At 62.0% G+C, this 19,028-nt stretch carries 9 protein-coding genes; 8 read left to right on the top strand and 1 reads right to left on the bottom strand.

Annotated features, from left to right (window positions below):
• The first annotated feature begins 23 nt into the window (after nt 1-23).
• The 4 genes from AC1PLS_RS01125 (at nt 24) to AC1PLS_RS01140 (ending at nt 2,627) form a co-directional block, all read left to right on the top strand.
• Nucleotides 24-446, top strand: a complete 423-nt coding sequence (locus AC1PLS_RS01125; protein WP_102255450.1) for a hypothetical protein — start codon at nt 24-26, stop codon at nt 444-446.
• A gap of 76 nt (nt 447-522) precedes the next feature.
• Nucleotides 523-960: a rhodanese-like domain-containing protein gene (locus AC1PLS_RS01130; protein WP_481104469.1), complete on the top strand. Its 438-nt coding sequence runs from the start codon at nt 523-525 to the stop codon at nt 958-960.
• 110 nt (nt 961-1,070) lie between these two features.
• The gene (gene secB, locus AC1PLS_RS01135) at nt 1,071-1,586 is read left to right on the top strand and encodes a protein-export chaperone SecB (RefSeq protein ID WP_016903394.1); all 516 of its coding nucleotides are present in this window, start codon (nt 1,071-1,073) and stop codon (nt 1,584-1,586) included.
• Nucleotides 1,587-1,601: 15 nt separating this feature from the next.
• Nucleotides 1,602-2,627, top strand: coding sequence for an NAD(P)H-dependent glycerol-3-phosphate dehydrogenase (locus tag AC1PLS_RS01140; protein ID WP_184432577.1), 1,026 nt, complete (start codon nt 1,602-1,604; stop codon nt 2,625-2,627).
• 272 nt (nt 2,628-2,899) lie between these two features.
• Here AC1PLS_RS01140 and AC1PLS_RS01145 read toward each other — a convergent pair whose 3' ends face one another.
• Entirely contained in the window at nt 2,900-3,496 is a 597-nt protein-coding gene (locus tag AC1PLS_RS01145) for an OmpO family porin (protein ID WP_016904049.1), read from the bottom strand.
• Between the two features lie 290 nt (nt 3,497-3,786).
• On the opposite strand from AC1PLS_RS01145, the gene AC1PLS_RS01150 reads away from it, so the two are divergent.
• The 4 genes from AC1PLS_RS01150 to AC1PLS_RS01165 all read left to right on the top strand — a co-directional run bounded on the left by AC1PLS_RS01150 (nt 3,787) and on the right by AC1PLS_RS01165 (nt 19,020).
• Entirely contained in the window at nt 3,787-4,344 is a 558-nt protein-coding gene (locus AC1PLS_RS01150; RefSeq protein ID WP_260300071.1) for a hypothetical protein, read from the top strand.
• Between the two features lie 3 nt (nt 4,345-4,347).
• Nucleotides 4,348-4,737: a hypothetical protein gene (locus tag AC1PLS_RS01155; protein ID WP_184432575.1), complete on the top strand. Its 390-nt coding sequence runs from the start codon at nt 4,348-4,350 to the stop codon at nt 4,735-4,737.
• Nucleotides 4,738-4,743: 6 nt separating this feature from the next.
• Nucleotides 4,744-5,562 (top strand): glycosyltransferase family 9 protein, encoded by an 819-nt coding sequence (locus tag AC1PLS_RS01160; RefSeq protein ID WP_184432573.1) that lies wholly within the window; start codon nt 4,744-4,746, stop codon nt 5,560-5,562.
• Between the two features lie 90 nt (nt 5,563-5,652).
• The gene (locus AC1PLS_RS01165; protein ID WP_481104103.1) at nt 5,653-19,020 is read left to right on the top strand and encodes a LysM peptidoglycan-binding domain-containing protein; all 13,368 of its coding nucleotides are present in this window, start codon (nt 5,653-5,655) and stop codon (nt 19,018-19,020) included.
• Nucleotides 19,021-19,028: the final 8 nt, after the last annotated feature.

The raw sequence follows: 19,028 nt of genomic DNA on the forward strand, positions 1-19,028 counted from the left end.
GCGCTGGACTTGGGGGAATGCGCATGCGTGCAGTGATCGGGGCAATGCTGTTGCTCGGGCTGGCGATGGTCAGCGGGGGGGCGTCTGCCGGCAGCCGTGCCCAGGCACGCGCGCTGGAAACCACCCAGGCCGCCTACACCGCCGCGGTGCGCTGGAGCGATTTCGATGCCGCGCAGGGCTTTGTCGAGCCGAGCTACGCCCAGGCGCATCCGCTCAGCGATCTGGAACGCTCGCGCTACGAACAGGTGCAGATCTCCGGCTACCGCGAGCTGCGGGTGGGCGAGGATGGCAACGGCGACTTGCGCCGAGAGGTCGAGTTGCGGGTGATCAACCGCAATACCCAGGCCGAGCGGCTGGTGCGCAGCATCGAGCTGTGGCGCTGGGACGCCGAGCGCAAACGCTGGTGGCTGGCCAGCGGCCTGCCCGATCTGTGGCAGGGCCAGTAGCCCGTGCCGCCGGTGCCTGGCCGTCGCACGCGCCAGCTGTGCGACAATTCCCGCCCGCTTGACTGACCCTGACCCCGTGAATTTCGAAGAGCTGCAGGCCTTTGTCGGCCGCAACCCCATGTTGTCACTGGCCCTGGTGGGCCTGACCATCGCCCTGATCGTCACCGAGGTCGCGCGCCTGTTCCGTGGGTATCGCGCACTCAAGCCGGCCGAGCTGACCCGTTTGATCAACAGCGAGAACGCGTTGGTGATCGACCTGTCGCCGACCGCCGATTTCGAAAAAGGCCACATCGCCGGCAGCCGCAACGTGGCGCTGGCCAAGTTCGACCCGGCCGGCAAGCTGCTCGCCAACGCCAAGTCCTCGCCCGTGGTGGTGGTGTGCCGCAACGGCAATGCCTCCGCAGGCGCGGCCAAGATGCTGAAGAAAGCCGGTTTCGAGCAGGTCTACTGGCTCGATGGCGGCGTGGCCGCCTGGCAGATGGCCGAGCTGCCGCTGGTCAAGGGCCGCGCCTGACCGCACCTTGTGAGGCGCCGGGCAAGTCCCCATTGCTGGCGTGAGAGACTCGCACTTTCACGTCTGCATCATTCAACGCTGCATCCACCGAACCGTTTCTGGAGTTAGGAATGTCCGACGAAATCATCAACGGCGCGGTTGCGCCGGCCGACGCCGCTGCTGGCCCCGCTTTCACCATCGAGAAGATTTACGTCAAGGACGTTTCCTTCGAATCGCCGAACGCGCCGTCCGTCTTCAATGACGCCAACCAGCCCGAGCTGCAGCTGAACCTCAACCAGAAGGTGCAGCGCCTCAACGACAACGCCTTCGAAGTGGTGCTGGCCGTGACCCTGACCTGCACCGCCGGTGGCAAGACCGCCTACGTGGCCGAAGTGCAGCAGGCCGGCGTGTTCGGCTTGGTCGGCCTGGAGCCGCAGGCGATCGACGTGCTGCTCGGCACCCAGTGCCCGAACATCCTGTTCCCGTACGTGCGCACCCTGGTCAGCGACCTGATCCAGGCCGGCGGCTTCCCGCCGTTCTACCTGCAGCCGATCAACTTCGAAGCGCTGTATGCAGAGACCCTGCGCCAGCGTTCGCAGGGCGAAGGTACCTCGCTGGCCGATTCCGAGCCGGCTGGCAACGCCTAAGCCTTGCGTGCGCCGATGAGCGATTCGACGCAGAAGATCGCCGTTCTCGGCGCCGGCTCCTGGGGCACGGCCCTGGCCGCGCTGCTCGCCAGGCACGGTCACCCGACCGTGCTCTGGGGACGCAATGCGGCGATGGTGGATACCATCGACCGCACCCACGAAAACGCACGTTATCTGCCGGGGATTGCACTGCCCGAGAGCCTGCGCGCGACCACCGACCTGCAACTGGCCATTGCCGATGCCGGCTGGATCCTGGTCGTGGTGCCCTCGCACGCATTCACCGAGACGATCCGGTTGATCGCCCCGTTGCGTCCGGCCGGTGCCGGCGTTGCGTGGGCGACCAAGGGCTTCGAGCCCGGTTCCGGGCGGTTCCTGCATGAAGTGGCGCGCGACATCCTCGGTCCCGGCGTTCCGCTGGCCGTGGTGACCGGGCCGTCCTTCGCCAAGGAAGTCACGCTCGGCCTGCCGACCGCCATCACCGTGCACGGCGACGATGCGGCGTTTGCGCAGGTCGTGGCCGATGCCATGCATGGCCCCACCTTCCGCGCCTATACGGGCGATGACATGGTGGGCGCCGAGCTCGGTGGTGCGATGAAGAACGTGCTGGCGGTGGCCACCGGCGTGGCCGATGGCATGCAGCTGGGTCTCAACGCCCGTGCCGGCCTGATCACGCGCGGCTTGAACGAGATGCTGCGTCTGGCGGCGGCGATCGGTGCGCGGCCGGAGACGTTGATGGGCCTGGCGGGTCTGGGCGATCTGGTGCTCACCTGCACCGGCGATCTGTCGCGCAACCGACGGCTGGGGCTGGCCCTGGGACGCGGACAGAGCCTGAACGATGCGATCCGCGAGATCGGCCAGGTGGTTGAATCGGTGCAGACCGCCGATGAAGTCATGCGTCAGGCCGAGCATCACGGCATCGAGCTGCCGATCTCCAACGCCGTGCGTGCGGTACTGCATGGCGAGATCACCCCGGAAGCAGGCCTGAAGGAGTTGCTGGCACGCGAGCGCAAGCCCGAGTACCCGCAGACCTTGTTCACCTGATCGTGGCATCGCGCGTTGACGCGCTGCGCAGAAACAACAAAAAGCCCGGCATTGCCGGGCTTTTTGTTGGTGTCGATCGCAAAGGCTGGCGGCAAGCTGTAGCCGCTCGAGCGCGCGGGATCGTGCTTCTACAGCAGCCGCCTTGCGCACATCGCGCTATAGCGCGATGTGCGCAGCGCCAGCCGATCGCCCAAAAGAAAGAAGCCCGGTCGGGGGACCGGGCTTCCAATGCAACGCGGGAGAGAGAGTCGCGTTGCAGTCAAACGTGCGGCTTACCAGCTGAAGCGCGGGCCGACCGACCATTCCTTGTTGCCGTCGCCATCCATACGGATGTCGCCGTTGATGCCCCAGTTCTGGTTCAACTTGACCTGGGCGCCGAGGCGGCCGTAGAAGTTGTCGCCGATGTCGATGCCGCGCTTCTTGGAGAAGTCTTCGTAGCCAGCCAGGGCGTAGACTTCGAAGTGCTCGCCGAAGGCGTTACGCAGGCCGGCTTCAACGCTGTAACCGTCGAAGCTGATGTTCGGGGTGTCTAGGTCCAGCTTGCGATAGGCAACGCGAGCAACGAAGTCGGTGCTGGTGGCGATTTCCTGGTTGTAACCCACGCCGACGCCCCACTGCTGGAAGTCGGAGTTGGAGCTTTCGAACACGTTGTCGTTGTCGTCAGCGTTCTGCTTGCTGTAATCGCCGAACACGTGGAAGTTCGGAGCGACGGCGTAGGACGCCTTCACGCCCCAACCATCAGCGTCGCGGCCTTCGGTCGGGGTGCGCACGTAGTCACCTTCGACGAAGTTGTAGGAGAGGTTTTCAGCAGCGGAGGCCGCAAACGGCAGGGCTGCGAGAAGGCCGAGGGCCAGCAGGGAATTCTTCATGATCGATACCTGTACTTATGGTTTGGGCCGGCGCTGAGGCGGATGCCGTTCGCTGCCGAGATGTAAATTCTCCGTTATTCGATGGAACGCGACATGAATTTTGGACTGACTGGTCCATGAATCATCGCGCCCCGTTCAGCTGCGCTTTTCGCATGCAGACTCGAATGGGCGTTGGTCAAACCGCAAGTGTGATCGTTGTTATCCATCGCAAGCGTACGTCTGGCGCCTAAACTATCTGCGTTGGAAAGGGATAGACAAACGAAATGCCCTTATTGCGAGTCCAAGAACATATGACACAGAGCACAGATCAACTTCTTGCACGGGCAACGCAAGCCATGCTGGATGGGCAGGATGCAGAGTCGCTTGCGCTACTTGGCGCGCTCCTCGAGCAAGACCCGGCGTGTGCACAGGCTCACTACTTGCTCGGCGCGCAGCAAGCGCAGCTTGGAGAGTTGGGTGTGGCCGAGCAGGAATTCACCAGGGCATTGCAGTTGGCGCCGGGGCTGGTGATGGCGCGTTTCCAGATGGGCCAACTTTTACTGGTTACCGCACGCAACAGTGAAGCGGTCCAGATGTTGATGCCGCTGTCCGAATCAGTCGATGGCGCAATCGGCACTTACGCCAGTGCCCTGATCTCCATCGCGAACGATCACATCGAACTTGCCATTTCGCAGCTGCAGATGGGATTGGCTCAGCCGCAGCCTCTCGCAGCGCTGCGGGTAGATATGCAGCGACTCGCGCGCATGCTGTCGGAAGTTCAACAGACAGCAGGAACGATGCAGGCCGACACCGCCGAAACGTTACCCGGCGCGTCGATGCTGCTGTCGAACTACAGCCGCTATAACTGACCGATGGAACTGGGCCGGCTTTCTCCGACTGCTGTCTTGATCGCAGCGATCCGTGGCGAGACGGTGCGGGGGCGTGGCGGCATCGCTCACGCGGCATCAACCACACGTCGCGCCGAAGCCGCGTCTGCGGCTAAACAGGCAAAGTCGACTGCACAGCTGGAGCGTCAGTTGGTGGAGATCGTTCGCAATGTGTCCAGTGATGATCTGCCGGCGGTACGTCGCGCACGACCGTTATTGATTCGACAAGTGCTGCTTTGGGAGTTCGGCCAGACATTCCGGGAGCACTCCGAGTGGACGTCGATCATGCGGCGGATCGAAGCGCAACTCGATGCGAACGATCCTGAGGGGCACGCCTTCGCCGGTTTGGTGCGCTCACTGCAACGCAAGGCGTAGCGGAACGTGAGCAATAACCCAGCTTCGAGCTCGACTCCTGGCGCATGGTCGCGTGATGGCATCGTGTTCCCGATGGAGGGCGCGCATACCGGCGATCTCGTGATGGCGCTTCCGGCAATTGGCGCCGCGCTCCAGCACGGCCCGGTGGCGGTGGTAGGTCTGCGGCCGAACTATTACCGCCCGCTCCGACGACTACCAATCCATTTCCGCTTCCACATCGATGGTGGGCGCGTGCTCAGGCCGCACTGGCGCCCGAACATGCATCCCACCGATGTCTGGCTGCAAAGCCTGTCGCAGGATGCACGGGCGGTCAGAATGGGCATCCCGACCGACGATGGACCATGGGTATCGCACCTGTTGCCGGGAGGGCCATGGGTCGTATTGAGTCCCTGGGCCGACTTCGCTCCGAAGCGGTGGGAGCCTGATCGTTGGCGTGCATTTGCACAGCATGCGGCGGATAGAGGATTTCCGGTTGCGGTATTCGGCCCGCCACAGTCGCAGGCGCTGGCCGAGTACGTCGCCGGCGATGCGCACGTCAATCTGGTCGGCATGGATACGCCGGACAATTGGCCGGCATTATTGCGACGCGCCAGTCTGTTGGTGACGGTGGACAGCGGCCCGCTGTACTTCTGCGATGCAATGAACATCCCTGTCATCGGGCTGCATGGACGCACCCGGCTCAGCGAGGCCGGCCCCTATTGGGACAACAGCTTGTGCGTGGAAGCCGAGGGGATGGCAGCGGTTTCGTTCGATGCGGTGGTGGCGTCCTTCGAACGCTGGGCGGCGCGTCTGGGCACGGCCTCACACCGCGGCCGGAGCGCGTAACACCAGGCCTAAACTAATTTCTGCGACCCGGGATTGTAGGGAGGTAACGGCGGCAAAACGCCGACCACGACAATCCAGAGGAGCAGGGGCATGGTGGCAGTGTTTACGGGCAATGGACTGGGACTGTTCGATAGCTCCCTGGCTGCCCTCGGGGCGACGACCGGTGGTACCGCCTCGCTGGGTCAAGGACGCGACCGGCAATACGTCAACGTGGCCCAAGGCAATCTGGTGTTGCAGGCCGCCGACGAGCACTTGAACTTCCGTGGTCTGTCGGTCGGGTTGAACCGCACCTACAACAGCCTGGGGCAGCTCTCCGACGTCGGTGCCGATGGCTGGCTGACCGGATTCGAGCGCAAGGTCGGCCTGGTCGGCACGCTCAACACCTCCGGTTCGCGCGCACGCCTGCAACAAGGCGACGGCAGCACCACCGAGTTCCAATACGACACGACCACACGCAAGTACGTGTCCACCGCAGGCGCCGGTGCGCACGACACGCTCTCCTGGGATGCCGAGTCCAAGACCTGGACCCTGACCGAAGGCAGTACACGCCGTCAGGAAATCTTCGCCGATCATGCCGATGCGCTCGCGCAGGGGCGGCTGCTGCGCATCATCGCCGGAACCACCGATGGAGGCGCCTCCGCAGCCTTCGATGTGGTGTACGACGTGGATGGCCGCATCGGCGCGGTCGTGCAGGCCGACGGCACCAGCGGCAGCGATGCGCTCGTCTTCTCTTACGATGCGCAAGGCCGGCTTGCATCGGTGGGCACGCGCCAGACCGGCGTGATCCAGCACCAGATCGCGTACGAGTACGACTCCCAGGGGCGGCTGACTGCCGTGGTAACGGATCTGACGCCGCAGGACGACAGCGACAACGTCTGGAACGCGGCGGACCGTGCCGCCAACGATGGTCACCTGTTCCGTACCGAGTACAGCTATGTCGATGCGACCAGCCTCAGGATCGCCTCGGTGCGCCAGAGCGACGGCGTGGTCACCCGTTACAGCTATCAAAGCGATGGACGTCTGGCCAGCGTCGCGTATGGCGAAGGCGCGCAAGCGCAGGCCTACACCCTGGCGTATGCCAGCGATCAGCGTCAGACCGATATCACCGATGCTGCGGGGCGTACCTGGAGCTATCGCTTCGACGCTTCCGGCCAACTGCTGGAGGTCCTCGCCCCGCCTGTGAGCGGCCAGCGCGACGTCACCAGCTACACCTATGACGCGGCAGGCAACCTGCTCTCGACCGGGCAGGCACGCGGCAGTGCCGTGCTCACCCAAGTCACTTACATCTACGACGCCAGCGGCAACCTGCTGCGCGAGACCAACAAGGCCGGCGAGGTCACCATTCGCGCCTATTCGGCGCAGAACCAGCTGCTTTCCGAAACCCGCTATCTTGCCGGGACCACCAATTTCAGCACCGCAGAGCCCCCGGTCGCAGGGGCGCTACGCACGCGTTACGTCTACGACAGCCAGGATCGACTGCGCTATGTCGTCGATGCCGAAGGCCGTGTGAGCGCACTGGCGTATGCAAGCAGCGGCACAGGGATTGGCCAGCTGGCAAGTACGCGCAGTTTTGCCAATGCAAGCTACGCCGGCACGACCTACACCGAAGCAGCCTTGCAGGCCTGGGCTGCGCCGTTGCTGGCAGACACCTCGCTGGTCGAATACAGCTACGACCCGAATGGGCGTCTGGCGCTGACGGTTGCCTTTGCGCAAGTGGACGCCAACGGTGCGGGTGTACGCGATCAAGCCACGCTCACGACATTGTCGACCTACGACGGCCAGGGATTGCTGTTGCGCAAGGCCACCGTTCGCGGCACCGTCGAAGCGCCGGTGCTGAGCGAGATTGTGGATTACTCCTACGATGGCATGGGTCGCCTGCTGGGGACTGTGCAGAGTCCCGGGACTGGCATTGGATCTACTGCCCCGGTAGTGCCTGTTGATCCAACGGATCCAGCAGATCCGACAGATCCGACAGATCCGACAGATCCGGTCGATCCGCCAGTCGACCCGGTCATTCCGCCGCCAACGCGCACGACTACGTATCAGTACCTTGACAGCGCGGGACGCATCGCAATCGCACAGACGGCCGGGGCGACGCAGATCCAGGTGCGCGACAGCGCAGGGCGCACGACGACGACAGCGTTGGAAGATCCGTCTGCCATCGGCGCCGCGCGGACGCAACGCTACATCTATGACGCCGCCGGCTTGTTGCGCGCATCCGAAGATGCGCTGGGTGGGCGTGTCTATCAGTTCTACGACGAAAAGGGCCGGCTGGCGGCGCAGGTCGACGCCACCGGTACCGTCATCGGCTACAGCTACGACGGCGCAGACCGAGTAATCGCCACCACGACGTACGCCAATCGCGTCACGACTTCCAGCTGGCTGGTCGACAGCGCCGTGGTTCCGACCCTGGTGTCGCAGATCGGGCTGCAGCTCGACAGCGCCAACGATCGGGTGACCCGTCGCAGCTACGACGACGCTGGCCGCGTGCTCACCGAAACCAGTGCAGTGGGTTTGGTCACCCGCTACACCTACGATGGCGCGGGACGCCTGGTTACCGCCAGTATCGGGACGGGGGCCACCGCGCGGGTCACGCGCAACTTCTACGATGCTTCGGGCCTGCTGACGGCGACGTTAGATGCAGAAGGCTTTCTGGTCGAACGCGGTTACGACAAGGCCGGGCGGCTGATCCGTACCACGGCCTACGCCACCGCAACCACGTCCACCCTGCGGGCAGCCGGTACGCTGCAGCAGCTGCGTCCAGCTGTTGCAGGCGCCGACCAGACCACGCGGCTGTTTTACGACCGGCGCGGCAATCTGGTCGGCCAGCTCGATCCGGAAGGCTACGTCACCGAATACGTGTTCGACGAAGATGGCAACAGCCGTGCCACCTTGTCGTACTACAAGCGAGTTGCTGCATCGGCGCGCGAAGGCGACTGGGCGAGCATTCGCCAGCAGGTTGCTGCGGTGGCCGACGAATCCGCCTACCGGCAGCAGCGCCGACAGTTCAATGGACTGGGTCAGCTACAAACAGAGATTTCCACGAGTGGCCTGGTGACGCGTTACACGTACGACGCGGCGGGTCGTCTGGCACACACTGTCAGTGAAGACCGGCGTACAGACGAATGGGGCTGGGAAACAGTCAATACGCGGGAAAACAACCGTTTCTACAACGCATTCGGAGAGCTGATCGCCGAGCTCGATGGTGTCGGCTCGGAAAAGTTATTCCAGGCGCAGTCCGATCAGGAACGCCAGGAATTGATTGCCCGTTACGCAACGCATTACGAGTACGACGCGTTGGGGCGCATGATTCGCAGCACCAACCCCAATGGGGTGGCGACCTGGTTCATCCATGATGCCGAAGGGCGCTTGCGCTACAGCGCGCAGGGCATGTCCAGCGCAGAAGGGGTCAAGAATGCGCTAGCCGAAGTTACCGAGTGGCGTTACAACGCCTTTGGCGACCAGACCGAGCAGATCCGGTATGTGGGTCGTCTGCAGCTTGCGGTACCCAACAGCCGTCAGAGCCTGCAGGACGCAATTGGCACACTTGCTTTCACGGCCGCAAACGACGCACGCCAGCAATTCACCTATAACGCAAGCGGGCAGGTCATCACGGCGACCGACACGCTCGGCGTTCGTACGCTGCAGGCCTACAACATATTTGGCCAGCTCGAACGGGTGGAGCGTGCCGCCGGCACGCCGCGTGGCATGGTCACGACCTACAGCTACGATCGCCGTGGCCTGCAGTTGCAGACCGTGCAGGACGCAGGGACGCGACGGCTCAATCTGACGCAAAGCGTTCGCTACGATGCTTTCGGGCGCGCGGTCAGCCAGACCGATGCGCGCGGGGGCGTCAGCACGTTTGCCTACGACAACAATGGACGGCTCATTCAAACTTCTCGCCGTGTGGAAGGGCGCGACGAGACCACGACCACCCGTTACGACGCATTCGCGCGCGCGCTGGAAATCACCGACGCAACCGGAAACACCGCACGCTTCAGCTACGACGATACGGAGCTGGAAGTGCAGACCACCTCTGCATTGGGTGTGGTGACTCGATCGCGTTACACCAAGTTCGGTGAGCTGCTGCAAGTGGAAGGAGCCAAGCCGGCGAGTTACGGATACGACGCAAACGGCAGGCTGGTGTCGTGGAGAGATGGCGTAGTCAGCAGGAACCGCCAGTATGACGATGCCGGGCGACTCATCTCCAGCGATGAAACCGGGCAAGTTTTCAATTACGTCTACGACGATGCCGGCAGGCAGATCGCAAGCATCCGGCCGAATTGGGGTTTCAATCCGGAAACCGGCTCTTTCGAGGTGTTGGCAAGCAGTCCTTCCACCCGTTACACATACGATGCGCTCGGGCGCCAGCTGCGCGTGGTGGATGCCAGGGGAACGGCCACCGATTTCCGCTACGACCTCTCAGGTCAATTGCTAGAGTCGATAGTCGATCCGGGCGGGCTTGCGATCAAGACCACCTACGCATGGGACGAACTCGGACGGCAGATCTCCATCGTCGAGGCCGCAGGCACGACCGCGGCACGGACCACCCTGTATACCTACGACGCCGCCGGCAGGCGCGTCAGAGAGGTTGTCGACCCGACCAAGCTCGCGTTGACAACGACCTATACCTACGATGCCAACAGCAATCTTGTCGCACGTCAGGACGCCAGCGGCAGCCTGACGCGCTACACCTACGACGAAGCGAATCGGTTGCGATTCCAGATCGATGGTGTCGGCGCTGTCACCGAGAGCCGCTACGATGTGGCGGGCCGCATCGTGGCAACCCGGACGTATGTTGCGCCGATCGCGTTGAGCAGCACGACACTGCAGGCGACAAGCGCACAGATACAGGCGCTGGTTGTACGTAACGATGCGCTGGACCAGCAGCAATACATGGTGTTTAACGCAGACGGCCAAGTTGCGTTCAATGTCGATGGCGCAGGTGCGACCACTTCGTACACCTACGATGCCAAGGGGCGCCAGGTCAAAACGACTCGGCATATTTGGCCAATCGCAATCGATAGCACCAAGAGACTGGCGCTCGAAAGCGGTGAATCGAACATAGACAGCCTTGAGGTGGAGCTGGACGGGCGCGATGCCGTCGAGTGGAAAGCATACTACGCCAGCGGAGCCATCGCGGCGACCGTGGACGGTTCTGGCGCGGTTACGGAATTTTTCTATAATCAATCCGGGCTGCTCTCCGGACGTAGAGACTATTCCCAGAGAATAGACCTTGATCAATACACGAGCCAAGGCACCAGTAAAAGCGTGCGCGAGCGGCTCGATCTCGGTGAATATGAGGCGGATGATACAAGCGGAGACTACACGGAGTCGAAGCTCGACCTAGCGAACAACCAAGATTATGGCTATCGCGAGGTGGGCTACATCCGCGACGGAGCTGGCCGGGTCATTTACGAGCTTCAGACAATCAGCGAGTATCGCTTTGGTTATCGAGACAATGGAAAGCTTTCGGTAAAGTCGTATGCGTATACCGCGACAGGTGAGCTGTCGTCTGAAATTGTTTATGGTCTGGGCATCCAGGCTCCGGGCGACGGCGGTAAGCCGATCTTGGGAAACTCCTGGATCGATGTCGGGCAGCGATTGGAAAGAGAGCTGGCAGAGCTTGGTCCGTCTGAAACCAGGGAGAACCTGATCCGCCGTCGAGACTATTACTACGACGCTGCAGGCAGGCAGCGTTTTACGATCGATGCCGGTGGCGCGGTCACCGAGCAAAAATACGATGCGATGGGGCGCGTGATCGACAAGCGCAGCTACGCAACGTTGCTGGCTACCGCCCCCGCAACATTGGCCGAGGTTGAGGCAAGTGTCGCCGATGCCACCAATTATCAAGGCGGAACGTTCCGTTACGATGCTGCTGGCCGTGTGATCTCTCAGGCAGATCGCTTGGGCAAGGTCGAGTTCTTTGGTTACGACGGCGCAGGGCGCGTGGTTCGTCACCAGGATCGCAATGGCGCGGTCTGGAACTACACCTACGACGCTGCCGGCAACAAGACCGCACAGTTCAGCCCATCCGTCGCGGTCGCAACCGCTGACACCTCCGGAACCGTGACCAGCGTGCAGCGCAGCCTCGTCACCCGTTATACCTACGACGGGCAGGGCAATGTCACTTCGATGATCGAGGATGCCGATGGCGGCCGTCCGCGCGTCACGCGCTACGAGTACGACAACCGGGGTCACCAAATTCGTACCATTTTCCCCGACGCCGGCCGCCTGGATGCAGCTGGTCAGTTGGTGGCATCCGGGGAAAACGCTACCGTCGAGGTCACATACGACGCGTTCGGCAATGCGGTCATGCAGAAGGACGTGCGTGGCAGGTACAGCTACAAGGCGTACGACATCCAGGGGAAGCTGGCCTACGAAGTGGATTCGGAAGGTTACGTCACCAGCTACGCCTACAACGCTTTTGGTGAGCAGTCGCGTCTGACGCGTCATGCCTACGCTGCGGGCATATCGACCGATCTTCCTATCGAAAATCCGGAAACCATCAGCAGGTATTTGCAGTGGGTGGATTCCAGCGAAGATCGGACCGTATATACGTTCTACGATCGTGGGGGCCGTAAATCGAGTGTCGGCACGATGCCGCCTCTGAGTCCCCCAGCACTGGCAAGAGCGTCCGATGAGATGCAGGCCACGTCTTGGGCCCAGGAGCCAGTTGAGGAAGATCTGAACTGGAACGCGACTTCACGCACAACATTTTATTACGATGCTTTTGGAAATCTAAGAAAAGAAGCCGTTCTGCTCGAACGTAATACCTGGGGCAACTACAGCGACCTCGGATACGGCACGTATGCGCTGACGTACCACGTCTACGACGAAAATGGCCGTGAAGTGAGGCGGACGGATCCGGAGGGCTATGTCACGACCTACGAGTACACGGCGACTGGTCAACTTGCCAAGCAGATCGAATATGCCAACCCGATCGTCGAGGGCGACCCTGAAGATTTGCCTGGCGTTGATCCGTCCGAACGCGATCGCAGCACCACGTATGTATACGATGCCTTGGGACGCAAAACCTCTGAGACGGTGACCCGTCGTGCGCAAGACAGACTCGGCACCGCAAGTGTAAGCCAGCTTAGCAATAACTACAGTTACGATGCGGAGGGTCGGCTGACCCAGTCGCGCATCAACAGCCAGACCGTCAACATGGCTTACGATGCGCTCGGTCGCATGGTGGCCACGCGTGAAGGCGACCGTACCGTGGTAAGCGCGGCCGCGACGGGCTTGCTGGAGAGCGGTGACTTTTCCGGGATAGACGACGCCAAGCTTTACCAAACCGTCACTCCCACGACGAATATGCGCTACGACGCATTCGGCAATCTGGTCGAACAGTCCAGCGGTGCCGACGGTGCGGGCTGGGTCACCCAGACGTTCCGCTATGACTGGCAGGGGCGCAATGTCTGGCAGCGCGATGTACTGGGCAACGAGCTGAGCCGCACCTTCGATGCCGCGGATCGTGTATTGGAAGAGCGGCGCAAGATCAGCTATGCGGCTTTCTCGCAGTCCCAGACCGGAAAGTTCAACTACACCTGGCAGGCGGCGGCCGAGCTTGGCGATTGGGCCTGGCTCAGCACGCGCTATAGCTACGACAACACCGGGCACCAGTTAAGCAAGCAGTCTTTCCGCGAGAGCTTCGCTGGTGGCGAAAGCATGGGCGCGGTGGTGGAGGCCAGCGAACGGGTGGCCTACAACGCGTTCGGCGAAATTGTGGTCAAGGATTTCCTCGCTGCATCCGAGCTCGATTACACGATCGAATACAGCTACGACGATCGGGGCAATATTACGTACTCGAACGCCGATGGTGTGCAACGACGCTTTAGCTACGATGCCGGCAATCGTCAGATCTCCGAGTCGCATTATGTTGGCGATTCCAGCTGGCAGTCTCCGGGCGGCCGCTATGTAGAAACCTCGCTCGAGCTGGACCGCCTTGGCCGTGTCCGCACGCGCACGCGGCTAGGTGAGGGCAACGGAGAGATATCTCCAAATGTAGTCACGCAGCATGCCTATGACCGCTGGGGCAACCAGACGTGGGTAATCGATGCCAAGGGCAATGAAACCTTGTTTGCCTACAACGATGCCAACCAGCTGATCTCGCAGACGGCGCCGGAGGTCAAGGTGGTGTCGGCTGCCGGCGTGACGACTTACGAGCGTCCGGTGATGCGCTGGTTCTACGACGCAGTGGGCCAGCTGGTCGGTACACGCGACGCCAACGGCAATGGCCGTCGTTATACGTACGACATCCGTGGCCGGATGACGAGCGAAGAAGATGCCACGGGCGGCATTACGCGTTATCGCTACGACGCGCTGGGCCGCCAGACCCTGTCGTCCGATGCGGACGGCACTCTGACCCTCAAGCAGGTGGATGCTGCAGGTCGGGTAGTCTCGGTGTGGGCCGATAACGGCAACAAGACCGATGGGCAACGCAGTTGGCAGGAGATGGAGCGCTATGTGCTGGACCAGGACGGCAATCGCCTGGTCAGCATCGACGGCAACGGCAAGGTAACCAAGGCGTCCTACGACAGCCAGGGCCGGATGATCCGCTCGGAGAGCGCTACCGGCGTGGTGATGGAATACGCCTACGATCTGCGCGGCAACAAAATTCTGGAGCGCAATGCGCTGGCACGCGCTAATCGTGAGACCGGCCAGGAGGGTTGGGACTGGAAGACCGATCGTGATGGCCAGCAGGTCTACTTCGATGAGAAGACCTGGGAATACGATGCATTCAATCGTGTCATCGACCATAACGACCTGAGTGGGCTGGACTACGATTACACCTACGATCGGGAATCCGGTCAGCTACTGTCGGTGTCGATCAGCGATAGGCCAAGAGAGTTCTTTAAGGCAGCAAGTAGCTCTGCGCACATGGAACAGGAACCCGAGTTCCCTGGCGATCCGGGTGAGCCGGAACCATCGGCGCCCAACAACGTGGAAAATCAGCGCAATTATTTCTACAACGCAGACGGTCTTGTTGCACGCGTCGAAGAACCAAGCACATCGTACGATCCAGCCACCGGTAAGCGCCGGACAAATACAACGCGTTACGAATACGACGCCAACGGCAACCGCACGCTGGAAGAAACCACCAGCTACGACGCCAATAACCAGTTGTTGCACGTCTCCACACGCACCAGCTACGACGCGCACAACCGCATCGATCGTGTGATCCAGGACGACCTGGTGGCGCAACGCCGTCTGCTGGACGTGCGCTATTCCTACGATGCGGTGGGCAATCGCCGCCTGGTCGAAATGGGCAGCGCGTTCAATCCAGCGGGCGAGCAGCCATCCAATGCGAGCTTCGAGGATGGCAATCGCGGCTGGACGTCAGGCGAAGGCTGGGTCATTAGTCAGCGCGGCGCTGGCGGTGCTGCGACGACAGGAACCTGGGGTGCCGAGTTCAAGGGCTCCAACAAGGGGCCGCAGAGCATCACCAACAACAAGCGGGTTTCCGTCACTCCGGGTCAGACCATTACCGCCAGCGCTATGGTCCAGCAAGGCGCCTCCGCTGCGGGTGCTGCGTCGGCGCGCGTGCTGGTGATCTGGTACGACGCTGCCGGCAATATGCTGCCAGGCGGTGAGGGTAAGTCGTGGAGTGGCGGCAACCTAGTTACCAGCGGGAGTGATGGCAACTGGGGCAAGTCCGAGCTGACCACGACCGTGCCCCCGGGGGCAGTCTCCATGTCTATTGGCGGCAGTGCCAACAAGCGCGTCAATACCAGCTCGTTGTGGATGGACGATTTCCAATGGACCATCGGCCCCATTCCCAACCCGGCCCCGATCAATGCCGGCATGGAGCAGGGCAGCACCAACTGGGACCTGGGCGAAGGCTGGACGATTGGCCAGGAAGGCCCTAACGGCGATGCGTATACCGGCACCTTCAGCGCGCAGTTCAATGGTTCCAACAGCGGCCCCAAGAGCATCACCAACCAGGAGCGCGTGCCCGTTGTGCCGGGCAAGAGCGTCACTGCCAGCGTGATGGTGCAGCAGGGCGCCTCCAGCGCCGGCGATGCTTCGGCGCAGGTGCTGATCGTGTGGTACGACGCCGACGGCAACATGCTGCCCGGTGGCCTGGGCTCGTCGTGGTCCTCGGGCAACGTGGTGGACAGCGGCTCCGGCGGTGCCTGGCACAAGTCCTCGGTCACCGCCACGGTCCCGCCGGGTGCGGCGTTCATGACCATCGGTGCCAGCGCGCTCAAGGGCGCCGGCGGCAACCCGTTGTGGGTGGACGACTTCCAGTGGACCTATACCCCGGTCGAACCCGGCATCAAGGAGCTGCCGGTCGACAAGGCGTACTGGTTCGACTATGACAAGGAAAACCGCGTCACGGTCAGCAACGGCGTGCTGCAGGCCGGCAAGATCGTCATCGCCAACGACGACACCAGCTCGCTGCAGAGCTACGACAAGGATGGCAAGGTCACCTTGCGCCAGTCCTACGACAACGGGGTGCTCAAGCGCCAGCAGTTGTTCTATGACGACCAGGGCCGGGTGGTGCGCATCGTGCAGACCCTGCCCGACAACGTCACCCGTTTGCTGGAGACCAGCCGCTACGACGTCTCCGGGCGTTTGCTGGAGCGTCGCCAGTACGCCGATGACGGCTCGGCCAAGCGCATCGATGTCAGTAGCTACGATGCCGATGGCCGGCTGATCAGCCAGACCGCCTACGGCATCCCGATGGGCGGGGTGTATCAGCCGGTAGACGAGGAAGGCAACCCGCTGCCGATGCCCGACGACGGGCTGGAAGGGCTGCAGCTGCTCAGCGTGGTCAACTACCAGGACGGCACCGCCGCCACCGGCTACGACGCCGCCGGCCGCCTGCGCGGCTACCGCTACTCGCTGGTGCGCAACGAGCAAGGCAGCGGCATGACCACGCCAGAAGGTTATACCCACACCTACCGCTACACCTACCAGGGTGCGGAAACTTACCTCACCCAGCAAGTCATAGGCACCAGCACGCACAAGGACTTCAAAACCAGCAACAGCACCAGCACCTACGATGCCTGGGGCAAGCTGCTGTCGGTGCGCGAGAACACGCCGGGTGGCAAGGTCGATGACCGGCTGCGGTATTTCACGATGGATGCGGAGGGCAACATCCTGCGCCGCACCGAGGGCACGTTCAAGAACGGTGTGTTCGAGCAGGACGATGCCGAGCGCCTGCGCACCGAGCAGTACGCGTTCGCCAACGGCCAGTACGTCGCGGCCGGCCGCTTCGACGGCAAGACCGACGTGCTGGGGCAGATGAACGCCTACGCCAGCACCGATGTGGGCACCTACAAGGTGACCGTGCAGGCCGGCGACACGCTGCGCGGCCTGGCGCAACGCCTCTACGGCAACAGCAACCTGTGGTACGTGCTGGCCGAAGCCAACGCCATCGACGACGACAGCGGCCTGGTGGCCGGTGCGACGTTGAATGTGCCCGATGTCAAGGCCAATACCAACGACGCCAATACGTTCAAGCCGTTCAATGCCAGCGAGGCGATCGGCTCGACGACGCCATCGCTGCCGTACATCCCCAAGCCGCCGGAAAGTGGCTGCGGCACGTTGGGGATGATCATCATGGTGGTCGTCGCGATCGTGGTGACGTACTTCACTGCCGGCGCGACCGGCGCCTACTTTACTGCGGCATTGAATGCCACTGCCACTACGGCAGGTGCGGCGGCTGCATCAGCGGCAACATGGGCAGTTGCTGGTGCAGCAGGCTCAGCCGTCAGCCAAGGCGTTGGCAGTGCGATGGGCCAGACCAGCTTCAGCTGGCGCAATGTGGCGGCCAGTGCAATCGCCAGCGGAGCAACAGCTGGATTCAGCACCGCCGTTTCCGCAAGTGTGGGGCCCGTCGTCGGTGCGATGAGCACAGCAGCAGTCGGCAATGTCAGTAACTACCTTGCCAATCGATTGGTCGGTAACGAGGCGAGCTTCAGTTGGCGCAGCGTGGCAGCTAGCGCGGTGACTGCGGGTATCACGCAGCAACTGGCGCCGACGATTGCGCGGTCCATTGGTGTGGACACGATGAAGTATGGACAAGCAACCGTGGCCGGTATCACCGGGGGCGTGGTCAGTGCTTCCTTGCGCAGAGGGTCTATCGATTACACCGATCTGGCAGTCGATGCTTTCAGCAATGTACTGGTCAACTCGTTGACACAGAGCTCCAGCACAAGTTTGTTTGATCCTGACACTGCAATTGCGTCCGCAGATGGAGGTGGAGCACCTGGCAGATATGTCAGAGACCGTAATGGTGACCTGACGCTGGACACTGTCGAGGTCAGAGCCACGCGCAGCAACATATCTAGCATCCAGATCCGCGCAAGCGATCAAGAACTGCATGACCAAGCGTTGCTGCGTGCGGTCGGTGCACAGACGGTGGAGAACATCCGTGCCGACCGTCGCCGTAGCAATGCCATTGACGTAGGAGCATTCCAACGCAGCAACGCGCTGGATATCGGTGCGATCAACGCCGCACGCATGGCGCCTGCGACTGCACAGCCGGTGGCGCCGATGCCGGTCAATCGGGAGGCCATTCCGGTCGAGCCCAACAGCATCAGCGGGTGGGAAGTTGCAGGTTCCTTCGTTGAGGGCGTCGGCAATGCATTTGTAGGGGTTGGGCGCGAAGTTGCCGATACGCCGCTGCGGGTGGGCGACATGGTGCTGGCTGCAGCAGCAGTGACCACAAACCTCTTTAGAGAAGAGGGTGACTATTGGCTGCCTGAGATGAACAGCGGCATGTCGCGTGACTACGAACGCTCAGGCCAGACGTGGGACCAGTTCGCGCTGGATCACAATCCGCTGTACGCCGCAACCGTGGGTCTGGGCACCGCGATTGGCAACGGGGCCGGTGCAGCGATTGTGGACAACGATTACCGTCCTCTCGCGAATTTGGGTGGAGAGTTTGCCGGCGGCTTGCTGGTCGGCAAGGCCATGAACCGCTATGGCAACTATGGCGTGATGATTGATGACATTGGTGCCAGCGGGCTTGGGCGATCGCAGGCTGGCAGTGTTGGGGTTAGGTTTGGTAGGGTTGTGGAAAGTGCAGTCACACGAGAAGGTATCGTCGGTAGTCTGGGTGAGATAGTCGATTCTCATCTCCAGACTATTTCGAAGTTGGACGCGGACGCTTTGGTTGGCTTCCGTGGAAGCTTGGCTCGCGGATTCAAAGGTGAGCACAAGGGCGGAAAGCCATTCAATCCTGGCGACTTTGACGTTGATGCTTTTATTGTGAGCGACAAGCTGGCTTCCCAATTCGGGAGTAGAGTGCGTTTTCGCAGTGGGGCCGAGATTGATGGGGTTGCAGGCGTTCAGAGTTCGATTGATAATTCCCTTCGCCAGAATCCCGCATTTAGAGGCCTTCGCGAAGAACCGTTTACGTTCCGCATATACACTCAGCAAGAGATTATGCGTCTTCAGGCCAAACCTGATGCGCAAATTTTCTTTCTTAAGCCCCAGCCATGATGAGTTTT

It is taken from the genome of Xanthomonas sp. NCPPB 3218, from assembly GCF_056725185.1.

Coding starts and splice junctions, on each gene's coding strand:
- secB (WP_016903394.1), top strand. CDS start 1,071: ATGTCCGACGAAATCATCAACGGCGCGGTTGCGCCGGCCGACGCCGCT.
- AC1PLS_RS01140 (WP_184432577.1), top strand. CDS start 1,602: ATGAGCGATTCGACGCAGAAGATCGCCGTTCTCGGCGCCGGCTCCTGG.
- AC1PLS_RS01150 (WP_260300071.1), top strand. CDS start 3,787: ATGACACAGAGCACAGATCAACTTCTTGCACGGGCAACGCAAGCCATG.
- AC1PLS_RS01145 (WP_016904049.1), bottom strand. CDS start 3,496: ATGAAGAATTCCCTGCTGGCCCTCGGCCTTCTCGCAGCCCTGCCGTTT.
- AC1PLS_RS01165 (WP_481104103.1), top strand. CDS start 5,653: ATGGTGGCAGTGTTTACGGGCAATGGACTGGGACTGTTCGATAGCTCC.
- AC1PLS_RS01155 (WP_184432575.1), top strand. CDS start 4,348: ATGGAACTGGGCCGGCTTTCTCCGACTGCTGTCTTGATCGCAGCGATC.
- AC1PLS_RS01125 (WP_102255450.1), top strand. CDS start 24: ATGCGTGCAGTGATCGGGGCAATGCTGTTGCTCGGGCTGGCGATGGTC.